Genomic DNA, 18,474 nt, shown 5'->3' with positions numbered 1-18,474 from the left:
GATGGCGGGGGCACGAAACGCCATGAAGGTGCTGATCGTCGAGGACACGAAGACCATCACCAACCTCCTCCAGGTGTATCTGATGGGCTGGGGGCTGGAGTTCTTCGATGCGCCCAACGGGGTCCTCGGGCTCAACAAGGCCCGGGACCTCAAGCCGGACCTCATCATCTCCGACGTGCAGATGCCGGAGATGGACGGGTTCGCGCTCTGCGCGGCGGTGCGGGCGGACCCGGGCCTGCACAACACGCCCTTCATGATGCTCACGTCCCTGAAGGACGACGCCAGCCGGCAGAAGGGCAAGCTGGTGGGTGCCAGCGCGTTCCTCAACAAGCCGGTGTCCGTGGATGACCTGCGCTCGAAGGTGCGCGACATCCTGAAGCTGCCCGCCACCCGGTACTGAGCCCATGTCCGGCGACGACTCGAAGAAGGTGGAGATCGACTACACCGGCCTGCGGCGGCAGCTCGACGACGCGAATGCCCTGCTGAAGGGCACTCAGACGGTGAGCGCCGAGAAGCGGCGAGAGGTGCTGGGCGCGCGCGCCCGGGCGCTGGCCGAGTCCCGCCATGAGGAGCGCCAGGAGGTCCTGTCGGTGCTGGTCTTCCAGGTGGGCGGCGAGCGCTACGCGGTGCGAATCGAGCACGTGGACCATGTGCTGGAGGCGCGCGGCCTCGCCGCGCTGCCGGGGGCGCCGAGGCACGTCATGGGCGCGGTGGTGAGCCGCTCGCGCGTGGTGCCGGTGCTGGACCTGCGCCAGCTGCTGGGGCTGGAGGGCGGCGGCATGTCGGACCTGGGGAAGGTCGTGGTGGTGGAGGTGGGTGAGGAGAGCTTCGGGTTGGCGGCGGAGGGCGTGGAGGGCCGCAAGGAGCTGCCGAGGTCGGAGCTGTCGCAGCCGCCGCCGGGGCCCTTCCTGTTCCTCACGCCGGACCGGTTGACGGTGCTGGACCTGGAGCTGCTCGGGGGACCCTCCGTCGCGCGCCAGGAGCAGGAATAGGGGGGCGCCATGGACGCACAGCTCTTGCGCAGCATCTGGCCGGTGTTCTCCGCGGAGACGCGCGAGCAGATCCAGGCCATCGGGTCGAAGGTGCTGGGGCTCGAGGGCCCCGCGCAGGAGCGTGAGCCGGACCTGCTGCCGTCCCTCAAGCGCCTGGTGCACAGCCTCAAGGGCTCGGCGGCCAGCCTGGGGCTGGACGACATCGAGCAGGTGGTCCACGCCATCGAGGACGGGCTGGCCCACTTCAAGCCGGAGGAGCGGCTGGCTCGCACGGTGGTGGAGTCCATGCTGCGCGGGCTGTCCTCCATCGAGACGGCCATGAGCCGTGGCGACGCGGGCCAGTCCCCCGTCGTCGATGGGCTGGGGCCGCTGCTGGCGGCGCTGGGTCGCGAGGGCGCGGTGGCCACCCCGGCCGGCGGGCCCATGGTGAAGGGCCTGGACTCGCTGGACTTGCTGGAGGCGGCGCTGGGCGCGCTGTGCTCGCCAGACGTGCCGGACCGCGCGGCGGTGGTGCGCACGGCGGTGGAGCGGGCCCGCGTGCTGAAGGGCCTGGCCGAGGCCTCCGGGGCGGAGACGGTGGCCTCGTTGGCGGAGGCCGCGGCGCTGGGCTTCACGCGCATGGAGCCGGGCGGCGACGCCGCGGGCATGGCCGCCTCGGACGTGGCGGGCACGCTGGTGGACCTGCGCGCCGCGCTGGAGGCGTCGGGCGGGGCGGGCGTGGTGGAGCGCGCGGTGGAGGCGCTGCGCTCGGTGCCGGCGCCCTCGGCGGCGGAGGGCTCGGGGACGCATGCGTCGGCCGGGGCCTCGCAGGAGTCGCGGGGCGCGGCGGACCGCTCGGTGCGCGTGTCGGTGAAGACGCTGGAGTCACTGGCCCTGCAGGTGGAGTTGCTGGTGGCCGGCCGGGCACAACAGGCCCGCCGGGGCGAGTCGCACCGGTTGCTGATGGATGGGATGCACGAGGTGCTGTTGCACCTGGAGCGCGCGTCGTCGCAGCTCGTCCTGTCCGGCGGTGGGCCGGCGCTGGAGCCGCTGCGCTCGGGCGTGTCGCTGATGCGCGGCCTGCAGAAGCGGCTGCTGGAGCTGTCGAGGGAGACGCACCGCGACGGCGAGCAGCTCTCGCTGATTGCGCAGGTGGCGCGCGACGACCTGCGCGACTTGCGCATGGTGCCGGCCTCGCAGGTGTTGGAGCCGCTGCGGCGCACGGTGCGCGAGGTGTCCGCGCGGCTGAACAAGGACGTCACGCTGGACCTGGTGGGCGGGGACGTGCGGTTGGACCGGCGCATCCTCGACGCGCTGAAGGACCCGCTGCTGCACCTGGTGCGCAACGCCATCGACCACGGGCTCGAGTCCGCGGTGGAGCGGCGCGCGGTGGGCAAGCCCGAGGCGGGGCGGCTGTCGGTGCGGGTGGAGCCCCGGGGCACGCGCATCGCCGTGGTGGTGGAGGACGACGGCGCGGGGCTCTCCCCGGAGCGGGTGAGGGCCACGGCCGTGCGCCGGGGCCTGCTGACGGCGGAGGCGGCGGAGAAGCTGACGGACGCGCAGGCGGCGCGGCTGGTGTTCCAGCCCGGCTTCTCCACGCGCGAGCAGGTGACGGCCACCTCCGGGCGCGGCGTGGGCCTGGACGTGGTGCAGGCCACCGCGCAGCGCCTGCAGGGCTCGGTGGACGTGGGCTTCACGGCGGGCCGGGGCACGCGCTTCACGGTGGACCTGCCGCTGACGCTGGCCGCGGCGCTGGGGCTGCTGGTGCGCACCGGCACGACGGTGTCCGCCATTCCCTCCGACTGCGTGAATCGCGTGCTGCGGCTGACGCCGGACGAGGTGGGCACGGTGGCGGGCCGCGTGGTGGCGCGGGTGGACGGCGAGCAGCTGACGTTCCTGCCGCTCGCGGAGTCCATCGGCCTGCCGCGCCTGCCCATGGCGATGGACGCGGGGAAGCTCCAGACGGCGGCGCTGCTGACGGTGGGCGACGACAAGGTGCTGTTCGCCATCGACGAGGTGGTGGGGCAGCAGGAGATTGTCGTCCGCTCCCTGGGGCGGCACGTGCAGGGCGTGCGGCACCTGGCGGGCGCGGCGGTGCTGGACGACGGCCGCGTGGTGCCGGTGCTCAACGCCACCGAGCTGGTGCGGGCGGCCCGGCCGGAGACGCGCTCCGCGTCGACGCAGGGCACGCGGCCCCGCATCCTGGTGTGCGACGACGCGCTCACCACGCGCTTCGCCATGAAGTCGCTGCTGGAGATTGCCGGCTACCCGGTGGTGACGGCGGCGGATGGCGAGGAGGCGTGGAGCGTGCTGGAGCGCTCGCCCTGCCATCTGGTGGTGAGCGACTGGCAGATGCCCCGGTTGGACGGCGTCGGGCTGACCCGGCGCATCAAGGCCCACCCCGGGATGAACCGCACGCCCGTCATCCTCGTCACCTCGCTCGACAGCCCGGAGGACCGGGCCGCGGGCCTGGAGGCGGGCGCGGACGGCTACCTCGTCAAGCGCGAGGTGGAGCGCGGCAAGCTGCTGGAGCTGGTGCGCCAGCTGCTGCCCGCGTCCTGAGCCTTCCTACGCGTCGAGCGACGCGGGCACGGTGTCATCGGCGGGCAGGTGCACCACCAGCTCGCCTCCGTCCTCCGTGGGCAGCGCCAGCCCGCCACGCAGCCGCTGCGCGAGGTGCCGCAGCACCGCCGCCGTCTTCTCCGGCAGGGCCCGCCCGCCGCGCGAGTCCACGCGCAGCCGCCACATGCCTGGCTCCTCGGCTGACTCCACGCGCACGGCCACCGCCGCGCCGGACGCCGCCACGGTGCGCGCCAGCGTGCGCACCAGCAGGTCCACGTCGGCCCGGGGCCCCTTCACCGCCACGGGCCGGCCCGGCAGCGTCAGGGCCACGTCCGCCGTGCGGCCCCCGCGCGTGGCCGGAATGAAGGCGGTCCGGAGGAGGGGACGCAGGTCGTCCACGCCCTCGTCCACCCCCTTCGCCAGGCGGCGCTCGATGAGGGCGCCCTGGTCGTTCGCCACCCGCTGCATCCGGTCCAGGTACCGCTGCATGGCCGGAGTCAGCGGGCCCGCGGTGCCCTTCACCATCATGTCCACGTAGCCCTTCATGACCATCAGCGGCGTGCGCAGGTCATGCGACGCCCGCGAGCGCCGCCGCTCCTGTTGGGCCACCGCCCGCTCCAACCGCTGCTTCGCTTCCAGCAGGCGCGCCTGCCGCGCCCCCGCGTCCACTTCGCGCGCATGCGCCGCCATCAATGAGCCTCCAAAGGACGCCAGCCGGGCGAGCAGCTCCTGTTCAGAAGCCCCCGTCCGCTCCGGCCACACCACCAGCGCCTGCCTCCGCGCCGTCGGGGCACATGCGCGTGCCGGGGCGGCATGTCCCGCCCTGGCCACGCACGTACGCCCATCATAGAGAGCTGCCCCGGAAGCACCGGTCAGCCGCAGTGCCTCGCGCACCAGGGCGTCCAGCCCCGCGCGCGTGCCACACCGCAGCGCCCGCTCGGCCACCGCCGCGAGCACCTTCTCCACCCTTGCATCGAGGCTGTCCTCGATGCGCCGCCCCATCCAAGCCCCAGCCCGCACGCGCCAAGGTATGGGCATGGACCGGCCGGGACGCAACGCTGCCCATGCTGGGAAACCGGAAGGCGTCGGGCGGAAATCCTTTACCCACGCCATCCCCCCTTCCTCCCGAATTTTTACCGCCGTACGGGGTGGGGTGATCCGCCAAACCCCTTCAACTCCTCGGGAGTACCCACTGGCCGGGCGTTTGCTAACACCCTCCGCGACGGGCGGCGGAAGGGACGGATGGGGACTCTCGACTACTACGCGGCGATCGCTCGACTTGCACCAGCGGGGCTGGCGCGGAGCGCGGTGCGGCGGGTTCAAGGCGTGGCCAGGCAGGCGCTCTATCGTCGGCGCGAGCGTGCCGACGAGGTGCAGCTCCTCCAGGCCTTCGGCGCGACGGTCGCCGACGAGCTGGCGGACCTCGCCCTGGGGCAGCGCTCCTCACGCGTCTGGTGCGAAGTCTCCCAGCGGGCCTCGGTGCTCGAGGCGCTCGCCGCCATTCCGGGTGCCCGCGAGCGCGCGGTGGCCCGGGCCCACGCCGCGCTCCGGCAGGAGTGGGACCTTTTTGGCACTCGCGTGTCCTTTGGTGAGGGCCGTCCGGTGGACTGGTCGTTGGATCCGATCAGCGGTCACCGCTACCCGGTGGAGCCGGTGGAGCGGATGCCGCATCACTCGACGGGGAAGGACCCGAAGTACCCGTGGGTGATGGGTCGGCTCGACAGCGCGGTGGCGCTGGGGCAGGGCTACTGGCTGGCGGCCTCGCGCGGGGCGCGCGCCCGGCTGGCCACCGCCTTCGTGGCCCAGACGCTGGACTTCCTGCAGGCCAACCCCGTGGGCCTGGGCGTCCACTGGACGTGCGCCATGGAGATTGCCCTGCGCGCGGCGAACCTCGCGCAGGCGCTGGTGATGTTCTCCGACGCGCCCGAGGTGCGCCGGCCGGAGTTCCTGGTGCCGGTGCTGGGCTCGCTCGCCGAGCACACCGCCTGGGTGGAGGCCCACCTCGAGGACCGGAGTGCGGTGCCCAACAACCACCTGGTCTCCAACTACGTGGGCCTGCTGGTGGTGGGCCTGCTCTTCCCGGAGCTGCCAGGGGCGCCGCGGCAGGTGGCGCTCGCGGTGGGCGGCCTGAGAGACCAGATGGTGGCGCAGGTCCACCTCGAGGGCACGTCCTTCGAGGGCTCCATTCCCTACCACCGGCTGGCGGTGGAGCTCTTCGGCCTCGCGTACCTCGTGGCCCGGGGGGCGGGCGTGCCGCTGGGGCCGGGGTACGAGTCACGGCTGCGACGCATGTTCCACGCCGTGCGCGCGTGGTGCTCGGAGCAGGGGCTGGCGCCGCAGATTGGCGACAACGACTCCGGCCGCGTCTTCCCGCTGCGGGAGCGCGAGGACAACGAGCACGGCTACCTGGTGGGCCTGGGCGCGGCGCTCTTCGGTGACGCGGGCCTGGGCGGTGGCGAGCTTCCGGACGAGGCGGCGTGGCTGCTGGGCCGGGCGGGCCTGGAGCGCTTCCGTGCGCTTCCCGTCGCGCCGGCGCCCGTCTCGGTGAGTTTTCCGGACGGTGGCTTCCACATCTTGCGCGGAGCGGGTGCCGTTATCACTGTCAGCGCCGGCAAGCAGGGGCAGGGCGGAGTCGGGGGACACAGCCACAACGACAAACTTTCTTTCGAGCTCCACCTCGACGGGCGCCCCGTCATCGTGGATCCGGGCACGGGCACGTACACGCGGGACCCGGCGACGCGGAACTGGTTCCGCGGCACGGCGGCGCACAACACGGTGCAGGTGGATGGCGCGGAGCAGTCCACGTTGGACCCGGCGCGACTGTTCGCGCTGCCGGAAGAGGCCCGGGCGCGGGTGGTGGCCTTCCTTCCCGGAGGCACCGTGGACAGGCTGCTGGTCCGCCACGACGGCTACCGCATGCTGCCGGCGCCGGTGGGAATCGAGCGCACGTTCCGGCTGGACCGGCACGAGCGCGCGCTGGCCGGGCGCGACAGGTTCGTCGGCATGGGCCGGCATGACGTGGTGGGCCGGCTGCATCTGCCGGACGAGCAGGCGCGGATGGTGGCGCCGGATGTGCAGGTGCTGGAGCGCGCGAGGCGCGTGGCGGAAGGGCCGGTGGAGTTCGAGCCGCTCGCGGTGGAGCTGGGCCCGGAAGGGGCGCCGCACGCGTGGGTGGTGCTGGAAAAAGGCTTGGCGCTGAAGCTGGCGCCGTCGCGGTATTCGCCAGGGTACGGGCGCGTGGTGCCGGCGCTGGCGGTGGAGTTCCGGGGGCAGGTGACGCCTCCGGTGTGGCTGAGGTGGGTGGTTGTCTTCAGGTGAGTGTCGGGTCGGGGCGTGACCGTCGGCGACGGCACGTCGCATCAGGAGAGGTGAGGACGATGAGGGTGATGGTTGGCAGCCCGCTGCTGGATCGCATCAAGGCGCGGGACGCGAGGGTCGGGGTCGTTGGGCTGGGTTACGTCGGTCTGCCGCTGGGCATGGCGTTCGCGGAAGCGGGCTTCCCTGTCATGGGGCTCGATATCGACAAGCGGAAGATCGACAAGATTGAGAAGGGTGAGAGCTACATCAAGCACATCCCCAGCGCGCCGCTGGCGGAGCTGAGCAAGTCGGGCAAGCTGAAGGCGACGTCGGACTTCGCGAAGGCGAAGGACATGGACTGCGTCATCATCTGCGTCCCAACGCCGCTCACCGCCTCGCGCGAGCCGGACATGAGCTTCATCATCCAGACGGGTGAGGCCCTGGCGCCGCACGTGCGCCGCGGTCAGCTCTTCATCCTGGAGTCCACCACCTACCCTGGCACCACCGAGGAGGTGCTCAAGCCGCTGCTCGAGAAGAACGGCCTCAAGGCGGGCAAGGACTTCTACCTGGCCTTCAGTCCTGAGCGTGAGGACCCGGGCAACAAGAACTTCAACACCAAGACGATTCCGAAGATTGTCGGCGGCTACTCTCCCGAGTGCGCCGAGGTGGCCTGCGCCCTCTACGGCAGCGCGCTGAAGGAAGTGGTGCCGGTCTCCTCCACCCGCGTGGCGGAGCTGTCCAAGCTGCTGGAGAACATCTTCCGCTGCGTCAACATCGCCATGGTCAACGAGATGAAGATGCTCTGCGACCGGATGAATGTGGACGTGTGGGAGGTCATCCAGGCCGCCAGCACCAAGCCCTTCGGCTTCATGCCCTTCTTCCCGGGCCCGGGCCTCGGTGGGCACTGCATCCCCATCGACCCGTTCTACCTGACGTGGAAGGCGCGCGAGTTCGAGTTCCACACCAAGTTCATCGAGCTGGCCGGCGAGGTGAACTGGCAGATGCCCTACTACGTGGTGCAGCGCACCATGGAGGCCCTCAACAACAACCGGAAGACGCTCAACGGCGCCAAGGTCCTCTGCATCGGCGCGGCGTACAAGAAGGACATCGACGACATGCGTGAGAGCCCCTCCCTGCGCGTCATGACGCTGCTCAAGGAGAAGGGCGCGGAGCTCGAGTACCACGACCCGTACGTCCCCGAGCTGCACAAGGGCCACGGCTTCAACATGGAGCTGACGTCGGTGCCGTTGGACCCGGAGAAGCTCGGCCAGTACGACGCCGTCCTCATCCTCACGGACCACTCGAACATCGACTTCAACATGGTGGTGGCGAAGTCGCAGGTCGTCATCGACACGCGCAACGCCACGAAGAACGTCAGCAAGGGCCGTGAGAAGGTGACGAAGGCCTAGCGAAGACCGAGGAGTTGCCCGGATACCGACCCTCCGGGCAAGGGTCCTCGTCTCCGGACGCCGGGAGGGGCGTCGGGAGGCGAGGACCTGCTCGTCTTTCGTCATGGGCCGGATACAGTGGGGCGGTGCGAACCTTCTTCCGTCCTGTACTCCCACTGCTGGCGGCCTCGGCCGTGTTGATGGCGGCGGCGCCCGCGCCGGACGCTCGCGTGACGCTGCTCGACGCCATGGCGAGCGAGCTGACGCGCAACCAGCAGCAGCTGAAGATGCAGAGCCACGAGCCGCCGTACTTCATGAGCTACCAGCTCAAGGACTACGTGCAGTACGCCGTGGGCGCGCGCTATGGCGCGCTCTTCCTGGATGATGGCTACCGCGAGCGGAAGCTGTACGTCGACGTCCGGGTGGGCAGCTACGAGTTCGACAGCTCCGTGCCGGAGGGCTTCGAGTTCAGCTTCTCCACCAAGGGCACCAGCTACATCTCCCGCAAGGAAGGGCCGCTGGATGACTCGCCGCTGGCGCTGCGCACCGCGCTGTGGCTCATCACCGACGAGAAGTACAAGTCGGCGCTCTTCCAGTATCTGAAGAAGAAGGGCGAGGACGTCTACTCGGTGGAGGACCCGAAGCGGCCTCCGTCCTTCACGAAGGAGAAGCCGAGCACCCTGGTGCAGCCGCCCGTGCAGGCCCCGTTCAACCGGGAGCGCTGGGTGAAGCTGGCGCGCGAGGTGTCCGCGCAGTTCAACGCGCACCCGGAGCTGTTCGACTCGGAGGTGCGCGTCACCACCGACAAGGTGACGCGGCTGTTCGTGTCCACCGAGGGCAGCCGCATCATCTCCGAGGAGGTCCTCTACGGCCTCCACGTCTCCGCGGTGACGCGGGCGCCGGACGGGCAGCTGCTGGACGACTCGCGGGACTACTACTCGCCCACGGAGGCGGGGCTGCCGAACGACGCGAAGGTGCGCGAGGCGGCGGCGAAGGTCATCGAGGAGCTGCTGGCGCTGCGCGCGGCGCCGGCCATCGACCCGTACACGGGCCCGGCCATCCTCGCGCCCGAGGCGGCCGGCGTGCTCTTCCACGAGGCGGTGGGCCACCGGCTGGAGGGTGAGCGGCAGGACGGGGACAACGAGGGCAAGACGTACAAGGGCCAGGTGGGCAAGCTGGTGCTGCCGTCGTTCATCTCCATCCACGATGACCCGTCGCTGCGGATGCTCAACGGGGAGCCGCTCAACGGCTACTACCAATTCGACGAAGAGGGCGTGAAGGGGCAGCGGGTGACGCTGGTGGAGAAGGGCGTGCTGCGCAACTACCTGCTGGGGCGCGTGCCGGTGGAGGGCTTCCTCCAGTCCAACGGCCACGGGCGCAGCCAGGGCACGCTGAAGCCGGTGGCGCGCATGGCGAACCTCCTCGTGGACAGCACCAAGGCGGTGAGCGACGCGGAGCTGAAGCGGATGCTCATCGCCGAGGCGAAGCGGCAGGGCAAGCCGTACGGCCTCATCATCCGCGACATCACCGGCGGCAACACCAACACGTCCAGCTTCGGCTACCAGGCGTTCAAGGGCGTGCCGCGGATGGTGTACCGGGTGGACGTGAAGACGGGGCAGGAGACGCTGGTGCGCGGCGTGGAAATCGTCGGCACGCCGCTGTCGGCCGTGAATCGCATCATGGCGTCCGGGCAGAAGCAGGGCATCTTCAACGGCTTCTGCGGCGCGGAGAGCGGTAACGTGCCGGTGTCCACCGTGGCGCCCTCGATGCTGCTCCAGGAGCTGGAGCTGCAGCGCGCGGTGGAGGGCAAGGACCGTCCGCCCATCCTCTCCAGCCCCGCGGAGGCCCTGCGCGAGCCGTCCCTCCGCCAGGAGAAGCCCGCGACCCGCCCGGAGAAGCCATAGCGCGTCGGCGCTTCGCGGAGGCCCGCACCTGACCTCGGGGGCACTTGTGTCCGCCCCCGCTCCCTCGTCTCATGTCGATGATGCGTCCCGTCCTGCTCCTCCCGCTGCTCGCGCTCGCCGTGGCCTCCGGCGCCAACGCCCAGGCCCCGTCTGCCCGGGCCTCGCTGGAGCTGGCCCATGAGGACCGGCTCGGAGCGGAAGGGGACTGGGAGCTGCGCTCGGTGGAGTACTGGCTGGACGGCACGCCGCTGGCGGCGGAGTCGGTCGGCGTTAGCGTGTCTCTCCCCACGGGCGTGCGCCAACTGGACGTGCGCGTGGTGTACGAGGGGCGCTCGCAGGTGTTCTCGTACGTGGACGGCTACCGCTTCGTGATGCGGGGCCGCGTCACGCTGGACGCGCGCCCGAGGGACACGGTGCGAATCACCTCCACGGCTTCCGCGCGCGAGGGCGTCACGGTGGAGTGGCAGCGGCGCCCCAGCTTCCTGCTCCAGGGCCAGCCTCAGGCGGCCGTGGTGGGCATCGAATACGGGCCCGTGGAGGACACGCCGCTGGCGCGGGCCGCCGCCTCGCGCGCCGTGGACGAGGTGCTCGCCGAGGCCCGTCGCCAGGTGCCCGCCTCCGCCGCCCGGATGGAGGTCACCGCCTCGTGCGCGCTGGAGCCCGTCTTCTTCGGCTTCTTCGACACGCGCCTGAGTCCCGAGGCGGAGGCGGTGCTGCGCCGCTCCGCGGAGTGCCTGCTCCAGCAGCCTGCCTTGCGCGTGCGCCTGGCCGGCCACGCGGATACGAGCGGGCCCGAGTCCATCAACACGTCCCTGGGCCAGGGGCGCGCGCAGTCGGTGGCCGCGTACCTCGTGGCGCTCGGAGTGGCGAGCGCGCGGCTGGTGCTGCAGACGGAAGGCGACGCGCGGCCACCGTGCAACGAGCACACGCCCGAGTGCTTCGCGCGCAGCCGCCGCGTGGAGCTGGTCACCGAGGCCGCGGGCCCCTGACGCCGGGCCCCTCGCGCGGGGTTTTCAGTTGCGCAGCCGCGCGCTGGCGGCGGCCACCAGGTCGCGGACGTGAGCGGGCTCGAAGGGCTTGGTGAGCGTCGGGTTGCCCACCTGCTGGAGGAAGCGCTGCGTGTCCGGGGTGAAGGCGCCGCCGGTGACGAAGACGATGCGCTCCTGCAGCCCCGGCCAGGACTCGCGCACGGCTTCGTACACGTCCACGCCGGTCAGCTCCGGCATCATCAAGTCACAGAGGATGAGGTCGAAGGCCCGGTCGACGCGCAGCCGCTCCAGGGCCTCGCGGCCGTTGGCGGCGGTGACCAGCTCGTGCCCGCGCAGCAGCCGCCGCAGCAGGTCCAGCACCCGGGGCTCGTCATCCACCGCCAGCACGCGGCGGCCACTCGACGGCGACGCCTGGGCCGGGGCGGGAGGCTGGGGGACGACGTCCTCGGCGCGGGGCAGGCACACCTCCACCGTGGTGCCCTGGCCCGGCTCGCTGCGCACGGCGATGCTCCCACCCAGCGTGGTGACGATGTCGCGGCAGATGGCCAGCCCCATGCCCATGCCTCCGCCCACGCGGCGCGTGGTGAAGAACGGGTCGAAGATGCGGGGCAGCACCTCCGGGGGGATGCCGCGGCCGGTGTCGGAGACGGTGAGCACCGCCCCGTGGTCCGTGGCGCGCACGGAGAGGGTGATGCGGTGCTCGGAGTAGCGCCCTTCGGGGATGGCCTGCACGGCGTTGAGCACGAGGTTGAGTGCCACCTGTCCCAGCCGCGTCGGGGTGCCCCTCACCCGGGGGGTCTTCACGTCGAAGTCCCGCACCACCTGCGCGCGGTGGCGGAGCTGATTGGCGGTCATGCGCAGGGTGCTCTCGAGGACGGCCTTGAGGTCCACCGGCTCTTCGCCGCCGGTGTCCTTGAGCGAGAAGGCCCCGAGGTCCGCGACGATGCGCCGGATGCGCACCGCGCCCTCCAGCGCCTCGTCCAGCACCTGGTGGCACTCGTCCGCGAGGCCCTCCGCCGAGGAGGGGCAGGGCAGCCGCTGCTTCAGGTACTCCAGGTTGCCCGTCGTGTAGGCGAGGGGGTTGTTGATTTCATGCGCCAGCCCCGCGGCGAGGATGCCCAGCGAGCGCGCGCGCTGCTCCTGCTCCTTTTCGTGGAGGAGCAGCGTGTCACGCCGCTTGCGCTCCAGCGCCGTCACGAGCGCGCTGCCCGTCATCCCCAGCAGTTGCAGCTCTTCCGGCGTCCAGCCGCGGGACAGGCTCACCGCGTCGAAGCCCATCCACCCGACGAGCCGGCCCCCGAGCGACAGGGGCGTGTTGACGTAGGCGCGCACGCGCCGCGCATCCAGGGAGTCGCGCTCCGCGACGGCCTCGGGCGGCAGCATGGACGGGTCCGTGACAGTCACCGTCTGGCCCGCCTTGAACTGCTTCAGCGTCCAGTCGAAGCCGGCGGTGGAGCGGCCGCGGTAGGACTCCAGCCCGAAGGGCTCCGTCCCCGGCGCACACCACTCGTACGCGTCCGTCACCTGGTCGCCGTCGTCGGACAGCAGGCCCACGTAGCAGCGCTGCGCGTGCACGTGCTCGCCCAGCAGGGCGAGCGCGGCGCGGATGCCGGACTCCATCTCGTCCGGAGGCAGGTTGAGCAGCCGGTGCGCCGTGTCGGAGATGAGCGCGCTCCGCTTGAACAGCTTCTCCAGCTCACCGCGCATCTGCCGCAGCGCGGTGACCTCCTGGCGCAACGCGGCGTGGGTGTCGGCCTCGACGCCAGGCGTCGCCGGTGCGCAGAGGCGCTCCAGGCTCTCCTCGGACCGCTGGAGGCGCTCCAGCAGCGTCCGTGAGTCCGCCCACTCGCCGGCCGGCTCCTGTCGTACGCCGTGCTGCTCGACCATGAACTCACCCCTCGTGTCCGGGCGGCGGCATCCCCCTCCGCCTCCCGGATTCCAACGCGGTGAGAATAGTGCCACTATTTTGTGAGATGCATCCAGTGTGCATTTTTGGAAAATGCAGGCTGGCGGCGGATGTGGGCTTCAGTGGGCAGAGGGGGGTGGGACGGAGAGGGCCGGGGCGGAGGGGGCCGGGCGCTGGGGGGCCAGCTTCCGGCCGCCCTTGAAGCCCCGCAGGCGGACGTAGCGGCGGAAGTCCTCGAGGAACGCCTCGTGCTTCAGGCCCACGGCCTCGGCGAAGGCGTCGGAGAAGTCGGGGCCCCGGCTCATGGCGTGGAGGACGCCGCGGATGGCGGGCTCGCCGTAGCGGCGCACCAGGAAGGTGAAGGCGTGGTGGGCGGCGCCGTAAACGATGTCGCTGTCGCCCTGGTAGAGGGAGTCCGCCTGCATGAGCGGGTCCGCGCCGGGGTGGGTGCGCCAGAAGCGCTCCAGGTCATCCAGGCTGGGGACGCGGTAGCCCTGCTCGGCGGTGTACGAGGCCATGCCCTCGCGGAACCAGAGGGGGATGCGCTTGCGCGTCCAGCCGAGCCGGTCCGAGGCCACCTGGTACATGAGGCTGTGGGTGAGCTCGTGCAGCAGCAGCTCGTCCACCTGGGGCTGGCTGGCGCCGAGCAGCGTCCACGTCCTGGGGCTCTGCAGCTCTATCTGCTCGTAGCGGGCCCACGCGCGCAGGAAGTCGTAGCCGGAGCGGTTGGCGGCGCGCTCCAGGGCGGCGTGGTTGGGGTGGATGACGATGGTGACGGAGTCGTCGAAGGCGCCCCAGCGGGCCAGCCTCGGGAGGGCACGCTCCACCGCGAGCTGCACCTGGCGGGCGGCGTCGGTGTCGCGCTCCCGGTAGTGCACGTCGATGCGGGGGCCGGCGGACGTCTTCATGCGCGCGCCATCGGCGGACTCCGAGGTGGACGACTCCGTGGCGGGCACGCTGGAGCTGAGCGTCCTGGCGCAGCCCGACAGCAGGGCCAGCAGCAGCAGCGCCGCCACCCGGCCGTGACTTCCTCCCCTGTGCGTCCATCCCCGCTTCACGTGTCTCACACCACCCTGAGCCAGCGCAGCACCGCGCGCCCCACGTCGGCCACGGTGGAGAAGGGCTCCTCCGGCGACAGGGGTGGCCCGAAGTAGAGCACGGGCACGGGGTGCAGGGTGTGCCCGCGCGTGGACAGGTCCTCCACATTGCCGTGGTCACTACACACGAGCACCCGGGCGTCCGCCGGGCGGGCCGCCACCACGGCGCGGGTGAAGGCGTCGAAGGTGTCCAGCGCGTCCAGGGCGGCCTTCAAGTCTTGAGCGTGGCCGGCCTCGTCGGCGAGGTAGTGCTCGAAGAAGGTGAAGTCCGCGCCGGAGGCCACGTGCCAGAAGACGTGGGCGGCCTCCTCGGGGGTGCGTACCGGGGCGGGCAGGCCGTAGGCGCGGGCGGCGGCGCCGGTGATGTCGGGGGTGAGGCCGTCTCCGGCGCGCGCGTCATCCAACGTCCGCAAGGGGACACCGCCGGCGGCGAAGGCGAGCTTGGAGGCCGAGGGCTTCATCTTTCGGCGGGCCTCGGGAGTGACGGCGAACTCGGGAGGGGAGGTGCTGGCGCGGCGGGGCACGTCCATCGCGTCCAGGTACGGGGCGGGGTAGGCGTTGGCGAAGGTGGCGGTGCGGCCGGCGGCGACCAGCCGCTTGACGATGGAGCGGTCCGCCATCAGCCCCCGGAGGGGCGCATTGGGGTAGCCGAGGATGTGGCGGCCCAGGAGGGCGGGGGCGGGCTCTCCGGTGAGGATGGCCGTCTGATTGGAAGCGGACTGGGGCCGGCCGGCGACACCGAAGGTGGTGTCCACGGGGAGGCAGCGGCCTCCGTCCGGCAGGAAGGGGCCCGGGGCGTCCTGGAAGCAGGAAAGCAGGTGCTCCCGGTGGGCAAGTGGATTCACGGCCGGGTCCTTCCGGCCAATGCCCACGCCATCGATGAACAGGAGCGCGACTCGCACGGCTGTCGACTGTATCCTCGAATCCGACAGCATGGCCCTCCACGGCGACCTCTTCAGCTACCCGCTTCCTGAGTTCCTTCAATGGTTGGATAGCTCCCGCAAGACGGGAACGCTCCAGCTCTCCTGGGAGGCTGGCGAGCGCAAGCTCTTCGTCCTGTCCGGACAGGTGGGCGCCACGGCGTCGGAGGGGCTGCGGGGCCGGGTGGCGCGGCTGCTGACGCTGGCGAAGCTGGCCTCGGGGACGAAGGTGCTGGCGGCCTTCGACGAGCTGGCGCGCACGCCGGACGTGGACGCGGCGTTCGACTCGCATGGCCTGCAGGCGCGGTGGATTCGCGACCTGGGGCGCGAGGAGCTGTTCGCGGCGATGACGGACCTGACAATCGCCGCGCGGGGCACGTTCCACTGGACGGAGGACGCGGACCGCTCGGGCGAGGACTGGGTGCCGTCGGACATGAGCATCCGCGAGCTGCTGTTCGAGTCGCTGCGGTGGGTGGACGAGCAGCCCGACGTGGACAAGGCGCTGCCGATTGACGCGCTGAGCGTGCGCGCGCTGTCGCCGCCGAGCCCGAGCCAGCCGCTGATGCACCGAATCATCCTGGGGCTGTGCGCGACGCCGCAGAACCTGGGGCGGCTGCGGCTGTCGATGGGCGTGTCGCGCTCGTCGGTGACGCGGCGGGTGTACGAGCTGCTCCGGGCGAAGCTGGTGGACGTGGACGGGGCGCCGCAGGTGGAGGCGGACCCGGTGGCGGAGATGCTGGAGAAGGGCGCGGTGCTGATGCGCGAGGGCCAGTTCGACGCGGCGGGCATCGTCTGCGCGTCCCTGCTGGCCAGCGACCCCGCGGACCGGCGCGTGCGCGAGTTCGCCCGGCTGGTGCAGCGCGAGCACGTGGCGGCGCTCTACAGCGAGCTGCCCCCGCTGGTGGTGCCGGTGATGGTGCACGACCCGCAGGGGCTGGCGATGCTCAAGCCCGAGGAGCGGCAGGTGGCCGGCCTGGTGAGCGGAACGTGGGACGTGTCCACGCTCGTGCTGGCGAGCCCCGCGCGCGAGCTGGAGACGCTGAAGACGCTGGCGAAGCTTCAGCGGATGGGGCTGTTGCAGCTCACGTTTCCGCGCTGACGCCAGCCCGGGGGCTACTCCGCGTTGGGCAGCCCCACCGCGTTGAGCCGGACGAAGACCTGCATCAGCACGTACAGGGCGAACGCGGCGTCATCCACGCGGATGTGCTGCTGTGTGGCCATGCCCTGGAACCGGAGCAGGTCCGCTCCATCCACGCGGAGCAGGTACGCCTGCTGCGCCAGTGAGCCCTCACCCGCAAAGGACAGGGCCCGGCGAATGGCGTCCGTGCACGCGGTGACGCACGTCGCGTAGTCGCCCGACATGAACGCGGCCTCGGCGGCGCGCGCATGGTCGAACATGTCCCCCGAGGCCAGCGCGCTCGCCGCGCCCAGCAGCTTCGGGCCGGCCGGCGGCGCGGTGACCTGGGCCACCTCGGGGCGGGGCTGCGGCACCATCGTCACCGGCGCCACGCGAGGCACCGGCGTCTGCGCGGGGCCTCCACCGAAAGCCAGGCCCGGCGGCTGCGCCGGAGGCGGCTGCTGCTGTCCCGGGTTCGGCTGCTGCCGGTTCTGCAGGTGCTGCGTGAGCTGCGCCTCCAGGCCCGCGGGCTGCTGCCCTCCGGCCGGAGTCGCGGGACGCGGCGGCGGAACAATCCGCTTGGTGCGCAGGTCCTTGATGACCAGCCGGGTAATCGCCTTCAGCGTGTCGAGCACCCCGCGCCCGTTGGCCGCGGCCGTCTCGAACTCGGGCACGCCCCGGGGGTTGAGCTCCCTGCGGAGTTCATCCACGGGCAGCACGCCTTCCAGGTCGCGCTTGTTCCACTGCATCACCAGCGGGAAGCGGTCGATGCGGATGCCGTGCTCGAAGAGGTTCTCCTCCAGGTTGGCCAGGGACTCGCGGTTGGCGTCCATGGCCTCCGGCTGCGAGTCCGCCACGAACACCACGCCGTCGGCGCCCTGGAGCACCAGCTTGCGGGTGGCGTTGTAGAAGACCTGGCCGGGCACCGTGTAGAGGGCGAGCCGCACGGAGCAGTCGCCCACGCGCTCCACCTTCACGGGGAGGAAGTCGAAGAAGAGCGTCCGGTCGCCCTCCGTGGCGATGGACATCATCTCGCCACGGTGCGCGGGACGCACTGTCTCGTAGATCTTCCGCAGGGTGGTCGTCTTCCCCGACAGGCCCGGCCCGTAGAAGACAATCTTCGCGGCCACCTCGCGGGCCATCAGGTTCACGCTGCTCACGGTGTCAGCTTTCCTAGAACGACTCGACGCCTTGCGCCAGTTGCGGATGGCACATTCGCCGGAGTCCCTACGAGATGTTCGGCCGCCAGGAGCGCGAAGAGGGCTGCCTCTTTCGCACCTTCCGGGAAACCCAGGGTGTCCAACGTGTAAACCGGCAGCGGCATCATCCGGGCCTGGAGTCGCTCCATCAACGACGGGTTCCGCGTTCCTCCCCCGGAGACGTACATGCCCTCCAGCCGGGGGAAGCGCGGCAGGAGCCACGTTTCATACGACTGGGCGATGCTCTCCACCGTGAATTCCAGCGCCGTGGCCACCAGGTCATACGGGCGCTCCGGGTGCCTCGCCCACATCCGCTCCACCAGCACCTCGCCGAAGCTCTCGCGTCCGGCGCTCCGGGGCGGGGGCTGCGCCAGGAAGGGGTGCTCCAGCAGCTCCGCGAGCAGCTCCGGAATCACCCGGCCCCGCCGCGACAGCGTGCCGTCCATGTCACACGCGAGCCGGCCCTGGGTGACGCGCCGCGCCAGTCCATCCAGGGCCATGTTGCCGGGGCCGGTGTCGAAGGCGAGGGTGTCCTCCAGCCGCGCGCTGACGACGCTGACGTTGCCGATGCCGCCGATGTTGAGGAGGGCCCGGGGGGCCTCGCGGCTCCGGAAGACGGCCCAGTCCAGGTAGGGCACCAGCGGCGCGCCATGGCCACCGGCGGCCATGTCCCTCGTGCGGAAGTCGCTGATGACGGGGACGCCGGTGCGCTCGGCGATGACGGCGGGCTCGCCAATCTGCAGGGTGGAGGGCGTCCCGTCCGCGCCAGGAGGCACGTGCGCCATCGTCTGCCCGTGCGAGCCGATGGCGGCCACCTGCTCCGGTGTCACGCCGGCGCGGGCCATGGCCTGCCGCGCGGCGTCCGCGAAGTGCTCGGCCAGCTCGAAGTTGAGCTGGCTCAGCGAGCCCGCGTCCTGGGGCCCCAGCACGCGCGCCACCAACTCGCGAGGGAAGGGCACCGAGACATGCGACAGCAGCCTCAGCCGCACGCTGTCGCCCGTCCCCGTCACCTCGCACAGGGCCGCCTCCACGGCGTCCACGCTGGTGCCGGACAGCAGGCCCACGCACAGGCGCGGCTGTCGCGAGTCAGTGAGGGGCGGGTGCAGGCGCATACCGGCAGTGTA

The 18,474-nt window shown here is 71.5% G+C and carries 14 protein-coding genes; 8 read left to right on the top strand and 6 right to left on the bottom strand.

The window, feature by feature from the left end:
• Positions 1–22 precede the first annotated feature (22 nt).
• The 3 genes from G4D85_RS28920 to G4D85_RS28910 are packed head-to-tail and all read left to right on the top strand — an operon-like array spanning position 23 to position 3,533.
• Positions 23–400, top strand: a complete 378-nt coding sequence (locus tag G4D85_RS28920; protein ID WP_240359556.1) for a response regulator — start codon at positions 23–25, stop codon at positions 398–400.
• Between the two features lie 4 nt (positions 401–404).
• Positions 405–992, top strand: coding sequence for a chemotaxis protein CheW (locus G4D85_RS28915; RefSeq protein WP_164017240.1), 588 nt, complete (start codon positions 405–407; stop codon positions 990–992).
• Positions 993–1,001: 9 nt separating this feature from the next.
• A complete protein-coding gene (locus tag G4D85_RS28910) occupies positions 1,002–3,533 on the top strand; it encodes a hybrid sensor histidine kinase/response regulator (RefSeq protein WP_164017239.1) in 2,532 nt (843 codons plus the stop codon).
• 6 nt (positions 3,534–3,539) lie between these two features.
• On the opposite strand, the gene G4D85_RS28905 is transcribed toward G4D85_RS28910, so the two are convergent.
• Positions 3,540–4,535 carry a HAMP domain-containing histidine kinase gene (locus tag G4D85_RS28905; protein ID WP_205525758.1) on the bottom strand — a complete coding sequence of 332 codons (996 nt, stop codon included), beginning with the start codon at positions 4,533–4,535 and terminating at the stop codon, positions 3,540–3,542.
• Between the two features lie 240 nt (positions 4,536–4,775).
• Here G4D85_RS28905 and G4D85_RS28900 point away from each other — a divergent pair, with 240 nt between their 5' ends.
• From G4D85_RS28900 to G4D85_RS28885, 4 genes are all read left to right on the top strand, one after another.
• Complete coding sequence (locus tag G4D85_RS28900) at positions 4,776–6,851, top strand: heparinase II/III family protein (protein WP_205525757.1); 2,076 nt, start codon at positions 4,776–4,778, stop codon at positions 6,849–6,851.
• Between the two features lie 68 nt (positions 6,852–6,919).
• On the top strand, positions 6,920–8,239 hold the full coding sequence (locus G4D85_RS28895; protein WP_164017399.1) for a nucleotide sugar dehydrogenase: 1,320 nt from the start codon (positions 6,920–6,922) through the stop codon (positions 8,237–8,239).
• Between the two features lie 179 nt (positions 8,240–8,418).
• Positions 8,419–10,122 carry a TldD/PmbA family protein gene (locus G4D85_RS28890; RefSeq protein WP_240359566.1) on the top strand — a complete coding sequence of 568 codons (1,704 nt, stop codon included), beginning with the start codon at positions 8,419–8,421 and terminating at the stop codon, positions 10,120–10,122.
• A 77-nt stretch (positions 10,123–10,199) separates the two neighbouring features.
• Positions 10,200–11,111: an OmpA family protein gene (locus G4D85_RS28885; protein WP_164017237.1), complete on the top strand. Its 912-nt coding sequence runs from the start codon at positions 10,200–10,202 to the stop codon at positions 11,109–11,111.
• A gap of 24 nt (positions 11,112–11,135) precedes the next feature.
• On the opposite strand, the gene G4D85_RS28880 is transcribed toward G4D85_RS28885, so the two are convergent.
• The 3 genes from G4D85_RS28880 to G4D85_RS28870 form a co-directional block, all read right to left on the bottom strand.
• Positions 11,136–12,998, bottom strand: coding sequence for an ATP-binding protein (locus G4D85_RS28880; protein ID WP_164017236.1), 1,863 nt, complete (start codon positions 12,996–12,998; stop codon positions 11,136–11,138).
• Positions 12,999–13,136: 138 nt separating this feature from the next.
• Positions 13,137–14,033, bottom strand: coding sequence for a gluzincin family metallopeptidase (locus G4D85_RS28875; RefSeq protein ID WP_205525756.1), 897 nt, complete (start codon positions 14,031–14,033; stop codon positions 13,137–13,139).
• Between the two features lie 47 nt (positions 14,034–14,080).
• A complete protein-coding gene (locus tag G4D85_RS28870; protein WP_164017234.1) occupies positions 14,081–15,016 on the bottom strand; it encodes an alkaline phosphatase family protein in 936 nt (311 codons plus the stop codon).
• Positions 15,017–15,047: 31 nt separating this feature from the next.
• On the opposite strand from G4D85_RS28870, the gene G4D85_RS28865 reads away from it, so the two are divergent.
• Positions 15,048–16,133 carry a DUF4388 domain-containing protein gene (locus G4D85_RS28865; RefSeq protein WP_164017233.1) on the top strand — a complete coding sequence of 362 codons (1,086 nt, stop codon included), beginning with the start codon at positions 15,048–15,050 and terminating at the stop codon, positions 16,131–16,133.
• A gap of 14 nt (positions 16,134–16,147) precedes the next feature.
• On the opposite strand, the gene G4D85_RS28860 is transcribed toward G4D85_RS28865, so the two are convergent.
• Positions 16,148–17,311, bottom strand: coding sequence for a GTP-binding protein (locus tag G4D85_RS28860; protein WP_164017232.1), 1,164 nt, complete (start codon positions 17,309–17,311; stop codon positions 16,148–16,150).
• The gene (locus G4D85_RS28855; protein WP_164017231.1) at positions 17,308–18,462 is read right to left on the bottom strand and encodes an anhydro-N-acetylmuramic acid kinase; all 1,155 of its coding nucleotides are present in this window, start codon (positions 18,460–18,462) and stop codon (positions 17,308–17,310) included. The genes G4D85_RS28860 and G4D85_RS28855 overlap by 4 nt, the downstream gene beginning before the upstream one ends.
• Positions 18,463–18,474 lie beyond the last annotated feature (12 nt).

This window comes from Pyxidicoccus trucidator (genome assembly GCF_010894435.1).
In the GTDB taxonomy this organism is placed as follows: Bacteria; Myxococcota; Myxococcia; order Myxococcales; family Myxococcaceae; genus Myxococcus; species Myxococcus trucidator.
Note: the sequence above shows the minus strand (reverse complement) of the source record. Positions and strands in the feature narration are given on the sequence as shown.

What these genes read in the sequence shown, in the direction of transcription:
- G4D85_RS28920 (WP_240359556.1), top strand. Translation starts at nt 23, where the DNA reads ATGAAGGTGCTGATCGTCGAGGACACGAAGACCATCACCAACCTCCTC.
- G4D85_RS28915 (WP_164017240.1), top strand. Translation starts at nt 405, where the DNA reads ATGTCCGGCGACGACTCGAAGAAGGTGGAGATCGACTACACCGGCCTG.
- G4D85_RS28910 (WP_164017239.1), top strand. Translation starts at nt 1,002, where the DNA reads ATGGACGCACAGCTCTTGCGCAGCATCTGGCCGGTGTTCTCCGCGGAG.
- G4D85_RS28905 (WP_205525758.1), bottom strand. Translation starts at nt 4,535, where the DNA reads ATGGGGCGGCGCATCGAGGACAGCCTCGATGCAAGGGTGGAGAAGGTG.
- G4D85_RS28900 (WP_205525757.1), top strand. Translation starts at nt 4,776, where the DNA reads ATGGGGACTCTCGACTACTACGCGGCGATCGCTCGACTTGCACCAGCG.
- G4D85_RS28895 (WP_164017399.1), top strand. Translation starts at nt 6,920, where the DNA reads ATGGTTGGCAGCCCGCTGCTGGATCGCATCAAGGCGCGGGACGCGAGG.
- G4D85_RS28890 (WP_240359566.1), top strand. Translation starts at nt 8,419, where the DNA reads ATGGCGGCGGCGCCCGCGCCGGACGCTCGCGTGACGCTGCTCGACGCC.
- G4D85_RS28885 (WP_164017237.1), top strand. Translation starts at nt 10,200, where the DNA reads ATGATGCGTCCCGTCCTGCTCCTCCCGCTGCTCGCGCTCGCCGTGGCC.
- G4D85_RS28880 (WP_164017236.1), bottom strand. Translation starts at nt 12,998, where the DNA reads ATGGTCGAGCAGCACGGCGTACGACAGGAGCCGGCCGGCGAGTGGGCG.
- G4D85_RS28865 (WP_164017233.1), top strand. Translation starts at nt 15,048, where the DNA reads ATGGCCCTCCACGGCGACCTCTTCAGCTACCCGCTTCCTGAGTTCCTT.
- G4D85_RS28855 (WP_164017231.1), bottom strand. Translation starts at nt 18,462, where the DNA reads ATGCGCCTGCACCCGCCCCTCACTGACTCGCGACAGCCGCGCCTGTGC.